The organism is Rhodococcus sp. ACPA1 (assembly GCF_002300195.1).
GTDB classification, from domain to species: domain Bacteria; phylum Actinomycetota; class Actinomycetes; order Mycobacteriales; family Mycobacteriaceae; genus Rhodococcus_F; species Rhodococcus_F opacus.
In genome coordinates this window covers 126,749-142,042 of record NZ_NSDX01000011.1, presented here as the reverse complement: position 1 = coordinate 142,042, position 15,294 = coordinate 126,749, and the positions used below count along the sequence as shown (strand labels likewise).

Genomic DNA, 15,294 nt, shown 5'->3' with positions numbered 1-15,294 from the left:
CGGGTATTTTGCACCAGGTGAGTCGTCGTTGGGTGTTGCACCTCGACATGGACGCGTTCTTCGCGTCGGTCGAGCAGCTCACCCGGCCGACGCTCCGCGGCCGCCCGGTTCTCGTCGGTGGTCTCGGCGGACGCGGTGTCGTCGCCGGGGCCAGCTACGAGGCGAGGGTTTTCGGCGCGCGTTCGGCCATGCCGATGCATCAGGCGCGCAGGCTGGTGGGTCCGGGCGCAGTGGTGCTGCCGCCGCGGGGCCGCCTCTACGGCATGTTGAGCAAGTCCGTGTTCGACGCTCTCCGCGGCCCGATGCCGGTGCTCGAGCAACTGTCGATGGACGAGGCGTTCGGCGAACCCACCGAGCTGGCCGGGGCGGATGCGGCCACGGTGCAACGCTATTGCGAGGGACTGCGCGCCCTGGTGCTCGGGGAGACGGGACTGGTCGCGTCCATCGGCGCCGGGTCGGGCAAGCAGGTGGCCAAGATCGCCTCCGGTCTGGCCAAACCCGACGGGATCACGGTGATCCCGCCGGACGAGCAGCATGCCGTGCTGGACGAGCTTCCGGTGCGGAAGCTGTGGGGCATCGGCCCGGTCGCCGAGGAGAAGCTGAAGCGGCTCGGCATCGAGACCATCGGTGGGTTCGCGCGGACTCCGGAATCGGAGGTGGCATCCATTCTGGGCACCACGGTCGGACCGGGCCTGCACCGGCTGGCGCAGGGCATCGACAATCGGCCGGTCGCCGAACGCGCCGAGTCCAAACAGGTCAGTGCGGAGACGACTTTCGCCACCGACATCGTCACGATGGCGGAGTTGCGGGGTGCCGTCGAGTCGAGCGCGGCGTCCGCGTTCGTGCGCCTGCAAAAGGACGGCCGGGCCGCGCGGACGGTGGTGCTGAAGCTGAAGAAGGCGGACATGAGCATCGTGACGCGGTCGGTCACGCTGCCCTACGCGACCCTCGACCGTCAGATCCTCGTCGCGGCGGCACAGCGGCAGGTGATCGATCCGCTCGAACTCGGGCCGGTACGTCTGGTCGGGGTGGGATTCGCCGGACTGTCGACGGTCCGCCAGGGCTCGCTGTTCCCCGAACTGGACCTGGACGTCCCGGGTTATCAGGAGTCGAAGATCACGGAGGAGGGCCCCGACGACGGCCTCTCCGCGCCCGCTCCCACACCCGCCCGGGCGATCGACACCCGGTGGCATCCCGGTCTCGACGTGACGCACCCGGACTTCGGCCACGGCTGGGTGCAGGGGGCCGGCCACGGTGTCGTGACCGTCCGATTCGAAACGCGCACAACGGGTCCGGGGAAGGCGCGGACCTTCAAGGAGGACGACGTGCAACTCGAACGGGCCGATGTGGAAGGCTCGCTCGAGTGACCGGACCCACCGCCCGGACGAAGGAGTGGAGACCGGCTCCACGAGAAGGTAGCCTCGGGCGCTGATGCTTACCCTTGGGTAATGTTGGCCCGGGTAGCGATAGATGCTCAGATCGTCCGAGAACGAACACCGAGAATGAAGAGGTTATTGAGTTGAAGCTTCGTAAGATCACGGTTGCCGGAGTAGCAATCGCCGCAGCCCTCACGATGTCCGCGTGTGGCTCCGACGAGAGCGACACGGCGACCAAGACCACGACGACGACTTCCGCAGCTGCCGAGACCTCGGAAGCCATCGAGGTGCCCACCGCGGCCGATCTCAACGCGCTTCTGGTGCAGGGCCTCGATCCGGCCACGCCGCTCGAGGTCAAGTCCGCCATGGTCGAGGGTTCGGAGCAGGATCCGGAGCTCATCAACCAGGTCGCCGCCGCCGCCAAGGCCAACAACGCGGAGGTCACCGTTCTCGACCCGGTCATCGACAACGGTGACGGCACCGCCAGCGGCCAGCTGCAGCTGACCGTCAACGGCCAGGTCCAGCAGGGTGGCGTTCCGGCCATCTTCGTTCCCGGCGAGAACGGAACGTGGAAGCTGTCGAAGATCACCGCATGCCAGATCGTGTCGCTCGCGCAGCTGACGTCGCCTGCATGCCCCGCCTGATTCCAGGCCGAACCGCGCGGTCCTGACGGATCGCCGCGTTCTCGCACCGATGCCGGTGTCCCCTCGGGGACACCGGCATCGGTCGTTCGTGGCCGGTCGGTTCAGCCGGCAGGGGCGGGCGCGAGCTTCGATACGGCGGTGCTCGTCAGGTCGTCGAAGACGCCGGCGTCGATCGGGTCCTGGCCCGTCGCGACCAGTTGGGTGACGGTGCTCCCGACGACGACCACCACCACGTCCGAGACCAGACTGACGCCCTCGCTGGTGGTGACGAGCCGAAACGCCACCGACGCGTCACCGGCGGGCTGCTGCTCGCGGCCGCCGACCCGGTACTGCACCTGCACGCCGTCGGCGTCCGTGCCGGTGTACTCGGTGCATCCCGCCAGCCGGTCCTGCACCGCCGCGAAGGCCTGGGATGCGTCGGCACCGGTGCCGTAGCTCGCCGCGTCCTGGTCGATGGTGGCGAAGTCCGGGCCGGTGAACCAGCCGGACGCCGACGCCACCGCGCCCGCACGCTGATCCGCGACGGGCGACAGCACCGCGCCGCATTCCGTGGGATCCGTGCTCGACTTGTCGGAGTCCGCCGACTCCGACGCCGGAGGCAGCCCCAGATCGTCCTCGGGGTCGGGCACGGGGGTGAATCCGACGGGAAGGTCGCCGACGTCGAGGAGCGCCGCCTTCAGTGCGGCCGGATCGGCGAACGGTGTGCCCGCCGCGTCCGGTGCTGCGGTCACCGCCGGTCCGAGCGGCGCAAGTGAGGCGGTGCCGCCGGCGTCGCCGGACGCGTTCGACGAGCACGCCGACAGCGCGAGCACGGCGAACAGGGAGCAGGAGGCGGCGACGGGTCCGCGGCGCATCAGGAACCCCACCGGACCGAGTTCGACGTGGTCTGGTGCAAGCGGGTGGCGCCGTCGGGGTCGCTGTACTCCTGGTCGCCGCCCACGGTCACCGTCCCGGCGACGGGCAGCGGCAGGCCGAGGTCGACGGTCATGGTGCCCGAACCGTGCATCACGTACTGGTCGACGTTCAGCGTGCCTGCCTCCCCGGGCAGCTCCCACACGGGGGACTTCGGCTTCTGGTCGATCGTGTAGTCGACGGTGAGGCGGTTGCCGTCCCGGGCGGTCAGGGTGGCCACGGTGGTCTGGTCGAGGGCGATGCCGCTCATCACCTGCTGTCGGATCGTCCACTGCGCGCCCACACCGACGGGCTCCGCCGGAAACGGGACCGTGCGATACACGGCCTGGTAGAACGCCTGCTCGATCGCGGAGCGCGCGATGTCCTGGGCTTCGGCGTCCGGACGCAGTCGCAGCGCGGTGATCGCACCGGTGGGGTCGACCGTGAAGCCGGCGCCCGAACCGGCGCTGGCTTCGAGCGCGCTGCCGAGGCGGTCGTCGGGGCTGGTGACGTCACCGAGCGTGAGGTCGACGGTGGTGCCGCCGTCCGTGTCGTCGGTGGCCTGCCCGACGGCGGCGGTGAGGGGGAGTGTGATCTCGGGTGAGGAGAAGTCCTGGGCGGGCTGGTCGTCGATCTGCTGGAACACCTGCGCGCCGGTGGTCAACTGCACCTGCTGCGTGACCCCCACCGGCGGTCTGCGCTGGATCACCTCGCGCGGCTCCTCGCCGGGCTGGATCAGTTCGACGGTGGTCGCGGAGATCGGGACGGTCACTTCGGCGGGAGTGGACGTGGACCCTGCGGGGTTCGACTCCGAGGGGTCGCCGTCACCTCCGCACCCGGCGGTCAGAGCGACCAGGGAGAGGGTTGCGGCGAGTAGGCAGAATCCGGGTCGCAGAGCTTTCGAGAACAGTGGCACGCCCCCAGGTTAGTGCGCGCGGGAGCGCGTGAACGGAGGCTTGCCTCCGTAGTGGATGATGAACGGGTGAGTCAAGACCCCACGGCAGAGAACGAGACCGACGCAGAAGACCGAAACGACGGTGACACGTCCGGCACCGCAGCGCCCCGGCCGGTGAAGCATCAGCGCAGGCTGCTCCTGTTCGTGATCGCCGGTGCCGTCCTGGCGACGGACCTGCTGACGAAGATCCTCGCCGTCGCCAACATCGAGCCCGGCCGGCCGGTCTGGCTGATCGGGGACATCGTCTCGCTGCGGCTCGTGCGCAACCCGGGTGCGGCGTTCTCCATGGCCACCGGCATGACGTGGCTGCTCACGCTCGTCGCCGTGGGTGTGGTGATCGGCGTCGTCCGCATCGGCCGCACGCTGCGGTCGCCGTGGTGGGCGCTCGGTCTGGGGCTGGTACTCGGGGGCGCCCTCGGCAACCTCGTCGACCGGTTCTTCCGGGCGCCGGGAGTGATGCAGGGTCACGTCGTCGATTTCGTGTCCGTCGGCTGGTGGCCGGTGTTCAACGTGGCAGATTCCGGCATCGTGTGCGGTGCGATCCTGCTCGTCGTGCTCACACTCATAGGGCTGGAACCGGACGGAACACGTAAGGGGGTAGAGAAGTGAGGGAAACACGGTCGATGCCGGTCCCGGACGGGCTCGAATCGATGAGGGTCGACGCCGGCCTCGCTCGACTGCTCGGTCTGTCGCGCACCGCGGTGGCTCAGCTCACCGAGGAAGGTTCGGTGCTCGTCGACGGCGCACCCGTCGGCAAGTCCGATCGTCTGTCCGCAGGCACCTGGCTCGAAGTGGAACTGCCCGAACCGCCGCGTCCGCTGACCATCGAGGCGGAACCCGTCGAAGGCATGGAAATCCTGTACGCCGACGACGACGTGGTCGCCGTCGACAAACCGGTGGGTGTGGCCGCCCACGCCAGCGTGGGCTGGACCGGTCCGACCGTGATCGGCGGTCTCGCCGCCGCGGGCTTCCGGATCTCGACGTCCGGTGCGCACGAGCGCCAGGGCATCGTGCACCGGCTGGACGTCGGCACGTCCGGAGTGATGGTGGTGGCCACGTCGGAACGCGCCTACACACTCCTCAAGCGCGCATTCAAGCAGCGGACCATCGACAAGCGGTACCACGCGCTGGTGCAGGGTCACCCGGATCCGAGCAGCGGAACCATCGACGCGCCGATCGGCAGGCACCGCAGCAACGACTGGAAGTTCGCTGTCACCGCGGACGGCAAGCCCAGCATCACGCACTACGACACGGTCGAGGCGTTCCAGGCGGCGAGCCTGCTGGACATCCACCTCGAAACGGGCCGGACCCATCAGATCCGCGTCCACTTCGCCGCACTGCGGCACCCGTGCTGCGGCGACCTCACATACGGGGCCGATCCGCGGCTGGCGGAACGTCTCGGGCTGGAGCGGCAGTGGCTGCACGCTCGGTCGCTCGGTTTCGCGCATCCCGCGGACGGGCGGTGGGTCGAGATCACGTCCAAGTACCCGAAGGATCTCGAGGACGCTCTCGGGGTTCTGCGGGCGAGCTGAGGTGAGGCGCCCGTACCCGAGCGGTACCGCGGTGCCGGCAGTGCTCACCGCCGCCGCCCTGATCGCGCTGACGGTCGTGCTCGGAGTACTGCATCCTGTCCGGCGGGCGCCCGTGTCGACGGACACGCTGGGCCCGGACAACGGGGAAGTGGTGGCCGACTACCTGGCCCTGGCGGACCGGTCGCTCGACGCGCCGGACGCGCGCCGAGAGCACTGGGCGCTGGTCTCGTTCACGCGTCCGGTGACGACGGAGGTCGTCCGGGACGCCGCGTCCGGCACCCGGGTGTCGCAGGTGCTCTTCCGTGTGCCCCTGGACCGGGTGCAGACACCCCTCGTTCCCGTATCCGTCGCGGCAGGCGATGCGGCGCTCGCACGGGCGAGCGTCCTGGCCGCCGGACGCGCCCAGGCGATGAGGGGCGAAACGGAGCGGCAGGCGCAGATCGCGGCGGTGTCGTCGGAGGAACTCGCCCGGAACTGCGCGTGCGTGATCGGTGTCGTCGTCCGCGGTGATCACGAAGCCCTCACCGCGCTGCGGTCCGCCCCGGACGTCCGGGCGGTCGAGGCACTCGGAGCCGACGCCGTCGCCGGGCGGTTCGCCGTGCGCCCGCTGCTGCCGGAGCAGGTCGAGATCGTCGCGCCCGGCCCCGACGACGGCATCGTCCCGGGGAGCGGTTCGTGAAGGCGAGGAAGGCGGAAACCGTGGGCGCCGCCTGCGGAGTCGGCGCCTACGTGCTGTGGGGCGCGTTCCCGGCGTTCTTCGGATTGCTCGGCCCGGCCGGGTCGGTGGAGATCCTCGCGCACCGGGTGGTGTGGACGCTCGCGCTCATGTTCGTCGTCCTCGCGGTCTCAGGCCGGCTCCGGTCGCTGCGCGGGCTGAGTGTGCGCACCTGGCTGCTGGTCACGGCCGCGTCGACGGCCATCGCGGTGAACTGGGGCACCTATATCTACGGGGTCACCTCGGACCGGGTGGTCGAGACGGCGCTCGGCTACTTCATCAACCCGTTGGTGAGCGTGCTGCTCGGGGTCCTGATCTTCCGGGAACGGCTCGTCCCCGCCCAGATCGTCGCCCTCGCGCTCGCCGCCGCCGCGGTGATCGTGATCACCGTCGACTACGGGCATCCGCCGTACATCGCGCTGACCCTGGCCGCGTCGTTCGCGCTGTACGGGCTGTGCAAGAAGGTGATGCCGCTCGACCCGCGGACGAGCCTGACCGCCGAGGGAATCGTGGCCGCGCCCGTCGCGATCGGCTACCTCGTGTTCCTCGCCCTCACCGGGGCAGGCACGTTCCTCGGGTTCGGGATGGGTCACACCCTGTTGCTGTTGGCCGCGGGACCGGTGACCGCGCTGCCGCTGTTGCTGTTCGGCGCGGCCGCGCAACGGGTGCCGTTGCGCACACTCGGCATGCTGCAGTACCTGACGCCGGCGCTGCAGATGGCGTGGGGTGTCGCCGTTCTCCACGAGGACATGCCCGCGTCGCGGTGGATCGGTTTCGCGCTGATCTGGGTGGCACTCGCGATCTTCAGTACCGATGCGCTGGTACGGGTCCGGCGCGAGCGGCGAAATACCGAACCGTCCCAGGCGCCCGTCCAGTAACTCGCGTCACGACTTCTCCGACACCCGCCGTCGGCGACCGGTGCTGTCGGTCCGAGGGCCTACACTCGTGAGGCTCCCAGACCTTCAGAGAGGCGCACGTGGCTGACTCGTTCGTACATCTGCACAATCACACCGAGTACTCGATGCTCGACGGTGCGGCCAAGGTCGGCCCCCTGTTCGAAGAGGCCGAGCGACTGGGGATGTCGGCGGTCGGCATGACCGACCACGGCAACATGTACGGCGCCAGCGAGTTCTACAACGTCGCGAAGAAGCAGGGCATCAAGCCGATCATCGGCATCGAGGCGTACATCGCGCCCGAGTCCCGCTTCAACACCAAGCGCGTGCTGTGGGGCGACCGCAGCCAGAAGTCCGACGACGTCTCCGGTAGCGGTGCGTACACCCACATGACGATGGTCGCGGAGAACGCGACCGGTCTGCGGAACCTGTTCAAGCTGTCCTCGCTCGCGTCGATCGAGGGCCAGCTCGGCAAGTGGGCGCGGATGGACGAAGAGCTCATCGCCACCCACCACGAGGGCATCATCGCGACCACGGGCTGCCCGTCCGGTGAGATCCAGACCCGGCTGCGACTCGGCCACGACCGCGAGGCGCTCGAGGCCGCCGCCAAGTGGCAGGAGATCTGGGGCAAGGACAACTTCTTCCTCGAGCTGATGGACCACGGACTCTCGATCGAGCGACGGGTGCGAGAGGGCCTGCTCGAGATCAGCAAGAAGCTCGAGATTCCGCCGCTCGCCACCAACGACTGCCACTACGTCACCAAGGAAGCCGCGGAGAACCACGAGGCGCTTCTCTGCATCCAGACCGGTAAGACGCTGTCCGACCCCACCCGGTTCAAGTTCGACGGCGACGGCTACTACCTGAAGCCGGCCGCGGAGATGCGGGCGCTGTGGGACGACCAGGTGCCCGGCGCGTGCGACAACACACTGCTGATCGCCGAGCGGGTCCAGTCGTACGACGACGTCTGGGCGCACCACGACCGGATGCCGATCTTCCCGGTCCCCGAGGGTGAGACGCAGGGCACCTGGTTGCGCAAGGAGGTCATGCGCGGACTGGATCGCCGGTTCCCCGACGGACCCCCCGAGGAGTACCTCGCCCGCGCCGACTACGAGATCGGCGTCATCCTCGAAATGGGTTTCCCCGCCTACTTCCTCGTCGTCGGTGACCTCATCAACCACGCCCGGGAGGTCGGCATCCGCGTCGGCCCCGGCCGAGGCTCGGCGGCCGGTTCGCTCGTCGCCTACGCGATGGGCATCACCAACATCGACCCCATCCCGCACGGTCTGCTGTTCGAGCGGTTCCTGAACCCCGAACGCGTCTCCATGCCCGATATCGATATCGACTTCGACGATCGCCGTCGCGGCGAGATGGTGCGCTACGCGACGGACAAGTGGGGCAGCGACCGCGTCGCCCAGGTCATCACGTTCGGCACCATCAAGACGAAGGCGGCCATCAAGGACTCCGCCCGAGTCCAGTTCGGCCAGCCCGGTTTCGCGATCGCCGACCAGATCACGAAGGCGCTGCCGCCGCCGATCATGGCCAAGGACATCTCGGTGTCCGGCATCACGGACCCGAACCACGAGCGCTACAAGGAAGCGGTGGAGGTTCGCGCCCTCATCGACTCCAACCCGGACGTCGCGAAGATCTACCAGACGGCCAAGGGGCTCGAGGGCCTGATCCGTAACGCCGGCGTTCACGCCTGCGCGGTGATCATGTCGTCCGAACCGCTGATGGACGCGATTCCAGTGTGGAGGCGCGCCCAGGACGGTGCCATCATCACCGGCTGGGACTACCCGTCGTGCGAGGCCATCGGCCTGCTGAAGATGGACTTCCTCGGACTGCGGAACCTCACCGTCATCGGTGACGCCATCGACAACATCAAGGCGAACCGGGGGATCGACCTCGATCTCGACACCCTCGCGCTCGACGACCCGGCCACGTACGAACTGCTCTCCCGCGGAGACACTCTCGGCGTGTTCCAGCTCGACGGCAGCGCGATGCGCGACCTGCTGCGCCGCATGCAGCCCACCGGCTTCGAAGACATCGTCGCGGTGCTCGCGCTGTACCGGCCCGGTCCGATGGGCATGAACGCGCACAACGACTACGCCGACCGCAAGAACGGGCGGCAAGAGGTCAAACCCATCCACCCGGAGCTCGAGGAGCCCCTGAAGGAGATCCTGGCCGACACGTACGGCCTGATCGTCTACCAGGAGCAGATCATGCAGATCGCTCAGAAGGTGGCCGGGTATTCGCTCGGACAGGCCGACATTCTCCGCCGAGCCATGGGTAAGAAGAAGCTCTCGGTGCTGGAGGAGGCGTATGCCGGCTTCCGCGAGGGCATGCTCGCCAACGAATTCTCCGAGCCCGCCATCAAGGCGCTGTGGGACACCATCCTCCCGTTCGCCGGGTACGCGTTCAACAAGTCGCACGCGGCCGGGTACGGCCTGGTGTCGTTCTGGACCGGGTACCTCAAGGCCAACTATCCGGCCGAGTACATGGCCGGTCTGCTCACCTCGGTCGGTGACGACAAGGACAAGGCCGCCATCTACCTCGCGGACTGCCGCAAGATGGGTATCACCGTGCTGCCGCCGGACGTCAACGAATCGGAGGTCAACTTCGCCTCCGTCGGTGAGGACATCCGGTTCGGCATGGGCGCCGTCCGCAACGTCGGCGCCAACGTCGTGGGCTCGATCATCAAGGCGCGCAAGGAGAAGTCCAAGTTCGTCGACTTCTCCGACTACCTCAACAAGATCGACGCCGCCGCCTGCTCCAAGAAGGTCACCGAATCGCTGATCAAGGCAGGCGGGTTCGACTCGCTGGGCCATCCGCGCAAGGGACTCATGCTCGTCCACGCCGACGCCATCGACGCGGTGATGGGCACCAAGAAGGCGGAGGCGATCGGACAGTTCGACCTCTTCGGCGGCGACGACGCCGACGAGTCGATCTCCTCGGTGTTCAACGTGAAGATCCCCGAGGAAGAGTGGGACTCGAAGCACCGGTTGGCGCTGGAACGGGAAATGCTGGGACTGTACGTGTCCGGGCACCCGCTCAACGGCGTCGAACACGTGCTGTCGGCGCAGTCCGACACCGCGATACCGACCATCCTCGAAGGCGACATCAAGGACGGCACCCAGGTCACCGTCGGCGGGATCCTCGCGTCGGTGAACCGGAGGATCAACAAGAACGGTCTCACCTGGGCGTCCGCGCAGCTCGAGGATCTGACCGGTGGTATCGAGGTGCTGTTCTTCCCGCAGGCCTACTCGGTCTACGGGATGGATGTCACGGAGGACTCCGTCGTGCTCGTCAAGGCGCGAGTGTCGATTCGTGACGATCGGATCTCACTCATCGCCAACGACCTTGCGGTGCCGGATCTCTCGGCAGTGGGGGTCGCGAAGCCGCTGGCGGTCAGTCTGCCGCTGCGTCAGTGCACCAAGGACAAGATCGGCGCGTTGCGTCAGGTGCTCACGCGCCATCCGGGCACGTCGGACGTCCACGTGCGGTTGATCGGCGGCACCGAGGTCACCTTGTGGAAGGTCGACGACGTGCTCCGGGTGGAACCGTCGTCGGCGTTGATGGGCGATCTCAAGGCGCTGCTCGGACCGAGCTGCCTGTCCGTGTGACGGCTAGGGGCGCGGCGGGAAGAGGCGCCGCGCCCACCACACCACGACGGCCACCGCGGCGGCGGTGAGGACGGCCGCCTGCAGCGTCTGGGTGACGACGAGGATCGTGACGAAGACCAGCAGCGCGACGGCCAGCGCTTCGAGCTTGTAGAGGGGCCACTCGGCGCCGGCGATGTCGACGGTCCGGGCGGGGTCGCTGCGGCGAACCCCGCGGCGCACCCATGCGTCATGTGTCGTCATCGCAGGTCACCTCACTGGCGCGGGTCAGGGGAGCGGACGTCCCCCGCGTGGGATCAGGGTACTCGGAACCCGGAGTTCGGCGCAACGAACAATCGGATGCGGGTCTTCGCATGTGCGCTCGTTCGGTGGAATCGGTGGCGCGTTCTCGCGGATCAGGTGTTGACTGGACGCATGCCACTCACAGGTGAATACGAGCCCAGTCCGTCCAAGTGGGCAGCAGATCAGGCCGAGTTGATGGAATCCACCGATGGAGCCAAGGGCACGACGCTGGGCGGCAGGCCCGTCGTCCTGCTGACCACCCGCGGCGCGAAATCCGGCAAACTCCGCAAGACGCCGTTGATGCGTGTCGAACACGACGGGACGTACGCGATCGTCGCCTCGCTCGGCGGCGCACCCCAGAACCCGGTCTGGTACTACAACGTGAAGGCCGAGCCGCACGTCGAACTCCGCGACGGCTCGACCACACAGGACATGGTGGCCCGTGAGGTGACGGGCGAGGAGAAGACCGCCTGGTGGGACCGCGCCGTCGCCGCGTTCCCGGACTACGCCGAGTACCAGAAGAAGACCGATCGGGAGATCCCGGTGTTCGTGCTCGAACCCGCCTGACGCCCGCACCGCCGCTGTCCTTCGCCGTTCGACCGTCCCCCGACCGGAGGCCCGATGAGAGCGAAAACCGTTGCCGATCAACTGGTACGTCAACTCCAGGACGCCGGCGTCCAGCGGATCTACGGAATCGTGGGCGACAGCCTCAATCCCGTCGTCGACGCGGTCCGGCGGTCGGGCGGCGCGGCGAAGGGCGGAATCGACTGGATCCACGTGCGTCACGAGGAGGCCGCCGCGTTCGCCGCGGCAGCCGAGGCGCAGGTCACCGGCAAGCTGGCGGTGTGCGCCGGCTCGTGCGGCCCGGGAAACCTGCACCTGATCAACGGTCTCTACGACGCGGACCGCTCGGGGGCGCCGGTACTTGCGATCGCGGCGCAGATCCCGAGCGAGCAGATCGGGCTCGGCTTCTTCCAGGAGACCCACCCGGACCGCCTGTTCGTCGAGTGCTCCCGGTACGCGGAGCTGATCGGAAGTCCCGCTCAGGCGCCACGCGTGACGGCGTCCGCCATCGCGCACGCGACCGCGCTGTCCGGCGTTGCGGTGATCACCCTTCCGGGCGACATCGCGGACCGCCCCGCCGAGGGGAAGGCGCCGTCGGTGCCGCGGACCGGCGTACCGGCGATCGTGCCCGACCAGGCCGACGTGCAGGCGCTCGCCGACGCCGTGAACGAGGCGGGAAAGGTCGCGATCTTCGCCGGCGAGGGTGTGCGGGAGGCTCGTGAGGATCTGCTGAACCTGGCCGACACGATCGGTGCGCCGATCGGCCACACGCTCCGCGGCAAGGAATGGATCCAGTACGACAACCCCTTCGACGTCGGAATGACGGGACTGCTGGGATACGGGGCGGCGCACGACGGCATGCACGGCGCCGACCTCCTGCTGCTCGTCGGAACCGACTTCCCGTACAACCAGTTCCTGCCCGACGGAGTCCGCACCGCGCAGATCGACTGGGCCGCACAGCGAATCGGCCGGAGAACGAACGTCGACCTGGCCGTGCACGGCGACGTGGCGAGCACGTTGCGTGCCCTCGCCCCGTTGATCCGGCGAAAGGACGATCGCCGATTCCTCGACGACATGCTCGAGAAGCACCGGACGCTGATGAACAAGGTGGTGGGTGCGTACACGAAACCCGCGAAGCAGCGCATCCCGATCCACCCGGAGTATGCGGCGTCGATCCTCGACGACCTCGCCGCCGAGGACGCGATCTTCACCACCGACACGGGAATGTCGAACGTCTGGACGGCGCGCTACCTGACGCCGAACGGGTCGCGGCGGTTCCTGTCCTCGGCCCTGCACGGATCGATGGCGAACGCCCTGCCGCACGCGATCGGCGCCCAGGTGTGCGCGCCGGGCAGGCAGGTGGTGTCCGTGTCGGGCGACGGCGGGCTGTCGATGCTGCTGGGAGAACTGGTGACGGTCGCGATGTACCGTCTCCCGGTCAAGATCGTGGTGTTCAACAATTCCACTCTGGGTATGGTCAAGCTGGAGATGCTGGTGGACGGGCTGCCGGATTTCGGGGTGGACGTCGCGCCCGTCGACTACTCGGCGGTGGCGTCGGCACTGGGCATCTTCGCCCGCCGGATCGAGGATCCGGCCGACATCGAATCGGGTCTGCGGCAGGCGTTCGATCACGACGGACCGGCGCTCGTCGATCTGGTCACCGACCCGCTGGCATTGTCACTGCCGCCGACCATCACGGGCGGGCAGGTCACCGGTTTCGCGTTGGCGCTGTCGAAGATGGTGATGAACGGGGGTGTCGGCGAGGCCGTGAAGATGGCGAAGTCGAACGTCCGCAACGTGCCGCGACCGTCCCAGTTCGATCCGCGCGGCTGAACCCGACTGGTATCCCATGGCTGGAGAGTGGGAACATATCCGGGTGTCCACATCGCCCGATACCGCAGCCCAGAACATCACCTCGCCCCTGACGGTGGGCGACATCGACGCTGCCATCGAGCGAATTTCCCACGTGATCGACGCGACCCCGCTGCAGCGCAGCGATCGCCTGTCGTCGCTGACCGGCGCGAACGTCTACCTCAAGCGCGAAGACCTGCAGGTCGTCCGCTCCTACAAGCTGCGCGGCGCCTACAACCTCATGGCCCAGCTCGACGCCGGCGAGCGTGCGGCCGGAGTGGTGACGGCCAGCGCGGGCAACCATGCGCAGGGTGTCGCGTTCGCCTGCCGGACGATGGAAATCACCGGCCGCATCTACGTTCCGTCGAACACCCCCAAGCAGAAGCGTGATCGCATCCGTGCGCACGGCGGTGAGTTCGTCGAACTGATCCTGACGGGGGAGACGTACGACGCCGCTGCCGCTGCGGCCGCCGCCGACGTGCGGCGGACGGGCGCGACGATGGTTGCGCCGTTCGACGACGCCCGCACCGCGGCCGGACAGGGCACCATCGCCGCCGAGATCCTCGCCCAGCTCGGTGCGGCCCCCGATTCCGTGCTGGTCCCGGTCGGTGGCGGCGGATGCATCGCCGGCATCGCCACGTATCTGCGTGCGCACGCACCCCGCACGGCCATCGTCGGGGTGGAGCCGACGGGGGCGGCGTCGATGACGGCTGCGCTGGTGGCCGGTGGTCCCGTGACGTTGACGGAGATTGATCCGTTCGTCGACGGCGCGTCGGTGAAGCGGGTCGGCGACCTTCCCTACGCCGTGGTGTCCGCCCTGGGCGCCGAGGTGGTGACGCACACGTCGCTGGGCCAGTCCGACCGGTCCACCACGATCCGGCTCGATCCCGAGAGCTTCGTGATGGCCAACCTCGACGAGGGTGCGCTGTGCACCACGATGCTCGAGCTGTATCAGAACGAGGGCATCATCGCCGAGCCCGCGGGCGCGCTGTCGGTGGCGGCCCTCGGCAACATCACGTTCGAGCCGGGTTCCACGGTGGTGTGCCTGATCTCCGGAGGCAACAACGACGTCTCGCGGTACGGCGAGATCCTGGAACGCTCGCTGGTGAATCTCGGCCTGAAGCACTATTTTCTCGTCGACTTCCCGCAGGAGCCGGGCGCGCTGCGCCGCTTCCTGGACGAGGTGCTCGGCCCGGAGGACGACATCACCCTGTTCGAGTACGTGAAGCGCAACAACCGGGAGACCGGCGCCGCCCTCGTGGGTATCGAACTCGGCAAGGCCGAGGGGCTCGGCGAGCTGCTCGAGCGGATGGAGCAGTCCCGGATGCAGGTGGAACGCCTGGAGCCGGGGAGCCCCGCGTACCGCTACCTCACCTGAGCCGCTACTTCTGCAGCAGCTGCGCGACCACCTTGTTGTACAGCTCGGGCTCGGGCATGGGGAGACCGAGCAGCGCGGACAGGTAGATCCCGTCGCCGACGAGTCGCACGATCTCAGCCTGTACGGGATCGTCGATCTCGCTTTGGAGACCTTCGTCCCAGCCTCGCATCACTTCGGTAACGGCCTTCTGGATCTCGTCGTGCTGACCGTCGACGCTCCGTAGCGCGGCGATGGTCGAACGGTAGAGGGCGAGTTCCTCGGTGGTGCTCGCATCGGGAACCTGCAGATACCACTCGGACAGCGAGGTGCCGCCGGAGACGGCGTCGGCGCGCTGGGCGTCCGCCCGTTCGCCGAGCCGGCGCACCATGGCGGCGAGCAGCGCTTCCTTGCTGGGGAAGTGGTAGAGCAGTCCGCCTTTGGACACCCCGGCCTCCGCGGCGACGGATTCGAGGGTCACCTGGGCTATCCCCACGTCGAGCAGCAGCTTCTCGAGGGCGTCGAGTATTCGATCGCGCGTTCCGGCAGCCATGGAGAGGGACTGTACCCGGGAAATAACTTTACCGTCCGGACGGTTCACGGTAATGTAACGGAACTGT

The 15,294-nt window shown here is 68.3% G+C and carries 14 protein-coding genes; 10 read left to right on the top strand and 4 right to left on the bottom strand.

From position 1 onward, the window contains the following. Positions 1 to 32: 32 nt before the first annotated feature. Both CJ177_RS37020 and CJ177_RS37015 read left to right on the top strand, forming a co-directional pair. On the top strand, positions 33 to 1,367 hold the full coding sequence (locus CJ177_RS37020) for a DNA polymerase IV (RefSeq protein ID WP_025432868.1): 1,335 nt from the start codon (positions 33 to 35) through the stop codon (positions 1,365 to 1,367). Between the two features lie 152 nt (positions 1,368 to 1,519). After that, positions 1,520 to 2,020: a hypothetical protein gene (locus tag CJ177_RS37015; protein WP_005247603.1), complete on the top strand. Its 501-nt coding sequence runs from the start codon at positions 1,520 to 1,522 to the stop codon at positions 2,018 to 2,020. A gap of 101 nt (positions 2,021 to 2,121) precedes the next feature. On the opposite strand, the gene CJ177_RS37010 is transcribed toward CJ177_RS37015, so the two are convergent. Next, the gene (locus CJ177_RS37010; protein WP_005247601.1) at positions 2,122 to 2,874 is read right to left on the bottom strand and encodes a sensor domain-containing protein; all 753 of its coding nucleotides are present in this window, start codon (positions 2,872 to 2,874) and stop codon (positions 2,122 to 2,124) included. Beyond that, positions 2,874 to 3,827 (bottom strand): hypothetical protein, encoded by a 954-nt coding sequence (locus tag CJ177_RS37005; RefSeq protein ID WP_005247600.1) that lies wholly within the window; start codon positions 3,825 to 3,827, stop codon positions 2,874 to 2,876. Before CJ177_RS37005 ends, CJ177_RS37010 begins: the two co-directional genes overlap by 1 nt. 51 nt (positions 3,828 to 3,878) lie before the next feature. On the opposite strand from CJ177_RS37005, the gene lspA reads away from it, so the two are divergent. The 5 genes from lspA to dnaE all read left to right on the top strand — a co-directional run bounded on the left by lspA (position 3,879) and on the right by dnaE (position 10,626). After that, positions 3,879 to 4,475, top strand: a complete 597-nt coding sequence (lspA, locus tag CJ177_RS37000; protein ID WP_179443385.1) for a signal peptidase II — start codon at positions 3,879 to 3,881, stop codon at positions 4,473 to 4,475. Then, on the top strand, positions 4,472 to 5,398 hold the full coding sequence (locus CJ177_RS36995) for an RluA family pseudouridine synthase (RefSeq protein WP_025432866.1): 927 nt from the start codon (positions 4,472 to 4,474) through the stop codon (positions 5,396 to 5,398). Before lspA ends, CJ177_RS36995 begins: the two co-directional genes overlap by 4 nt. Before the next feature lies 1 nt (position 5,399). Continuing rightward, the gene (locus CJ177_RS36990) at positions 5,400 to 6,077 is read left to right on the top strand and encodes a hypothetical protein (protein ID WP_005247593.1); all 678 of its coding nucleotides are present in this window, start codon (positions 5,400 to 5,402) and stop codon (positions 6,075 to 6,077) included. Then, entirely contained in the window at positions 6,074 to 6,991 is a 918-nt protein-coding gene (rarD, locus tag CJ177_RS36985; RefSeq protein WP_061697440.1) for an EamA family transporter RarD, read from the top strand. The genes CJ177_RS36990 and rarD overlap by 4 nt, the downstream gene beginning before the upstream one ends. Positions 6,992 to 7,089: 98 nt before the next feature. Beyond that, on the top strand, positions 7,090 to 10,626 hold the full coding sequence (gene dnaE / locus CJ177_RS36980) for a DNA polymerase III subunit alpha (RefSeq protein ID WP_061044203.1): 3,537 nt from the start codon (positions 7,090 to 7,092) through the stop codon (positions 10,624 to 10,626). 3 nt (positions 10,627 to 10,629) lie between these two features. Here dnaE and CJ177_RS36975 read toward each other — a convergent pair whose 3' ends face one another. Continuing rightward, positions 10,630 to 10,866, bottom strand: coding sequence for a hypothetical protein (locus CJ177_RS36975; RefSeq protein WP_005247587.1), 237 nt, complete (start codon positions 10,864 to 10,866; stop codon positions 10,630 to 10,632). A gap of 171 nt (positions 10,867 to 11,037) precedes the next feature. Between CJ177_RS36975 and CJ177_RS36970 the strand changes: the two genes are divergently transcribed. Genes CJ177_RS36970 through ilvA form a run of 3 tightly spaced genes read left to right on the top strand, consistent with a single transcriptional unit; the run spans position 11,038 to position 14,698 of the window. Then, on the top strand, positions 11,038 to 11,472 hold the full coding sequence (locus CJ177_RS36970) for a nitroreductase family deazaflavin-dependent oxidoreductase (RefSeq protein ID WP_005247586.1): 435 nt from the start codon (positions 11,038 to 11,040) through the stop codon (positions 11,470 to 11,472). Positions 11,473 to 11,526: 54 nt separating this feature from the next. Continuing rightward, the gene (locus CJ177_RS36965; RefSeq protein WP_005247584.1) at positions 11,527 to 13,302 is read left to right on the top strand and encodes a pyruvate dehydrogenase; all 1,776 of its coding nucleotides are present in this window, start codon (positions 11,527 to 11,529) and stop codon (positions 13,300 to 13,302) included. A 43-nt stretch (positions 13,303 to 13,345) separates the two neighbouring features. Beyond that, positions 13,346 to 14,698 (top strand): threonine ammonia-lyase IlvA, encoded by a 1,353-nt coding sequence (gene ilvA, locus CJ177_RS36960; protein WP_025432865.1) that lies wholly within the window; start codon positions 13,346 to 13,348, stop codon positions 14,696 to 14,698. A 4-nt stretch (positions 14,699 to 14,702) separates the two neighbouring features. Here the strand turns inward: ilvA and CJ177_RS36955 are convergent, their stop codons facing one another. Continuing rightward, a complete protein-coding gene (locus CJ177_RS36955) occupies positions 14,703 to 15,227 on the bottom strand; it encodes a TetR/AcrR family transcriptional regulator (protein ID WP_095870132.1) in 525 nt (174 codons plus the stop codon). Positions 15,228 to 15,294: the final 67 nt, after the last annotated feature.

Coding starts and splice junctions, on each gene's coding strand:
- CJ177_RS36955 (WP_095870132.1), bottom strand. CDS start 15,227: ATGGCTGCCGGAACGCGCGATCGAATACTCGACGCCCTCGAGAAGCTG.
- CJ177_RS36975 (WP_005247587.1), bottom strand. CDS start 10,866: ATGACGACACATGACGCATGGGTGCGCCGCGGGGTTCGCCGCAGCGAC.
- CJ177_RS37010 (WP_005247601.1), bottom strand. CDS start 2,874: ATGCGCCGCGGACCCGTCGCCGCCTCCTGCTCCCTGTTCGCCGTGCTC.
- CJ177_RS36970 (WP_005247586.1), top strand. CDS start 11,038: ATGCCACTCACAGGTGAATACGAGCCCAGTCCGTCCAAGTGGGCAGCA.
- CJ177_RS36965 (WP_005247584.1), top strand. CDS start 11,527: ATGAGAGCGAAAACCGTTGCCGATCAACTGGTACGTCAACTCCAGGAC.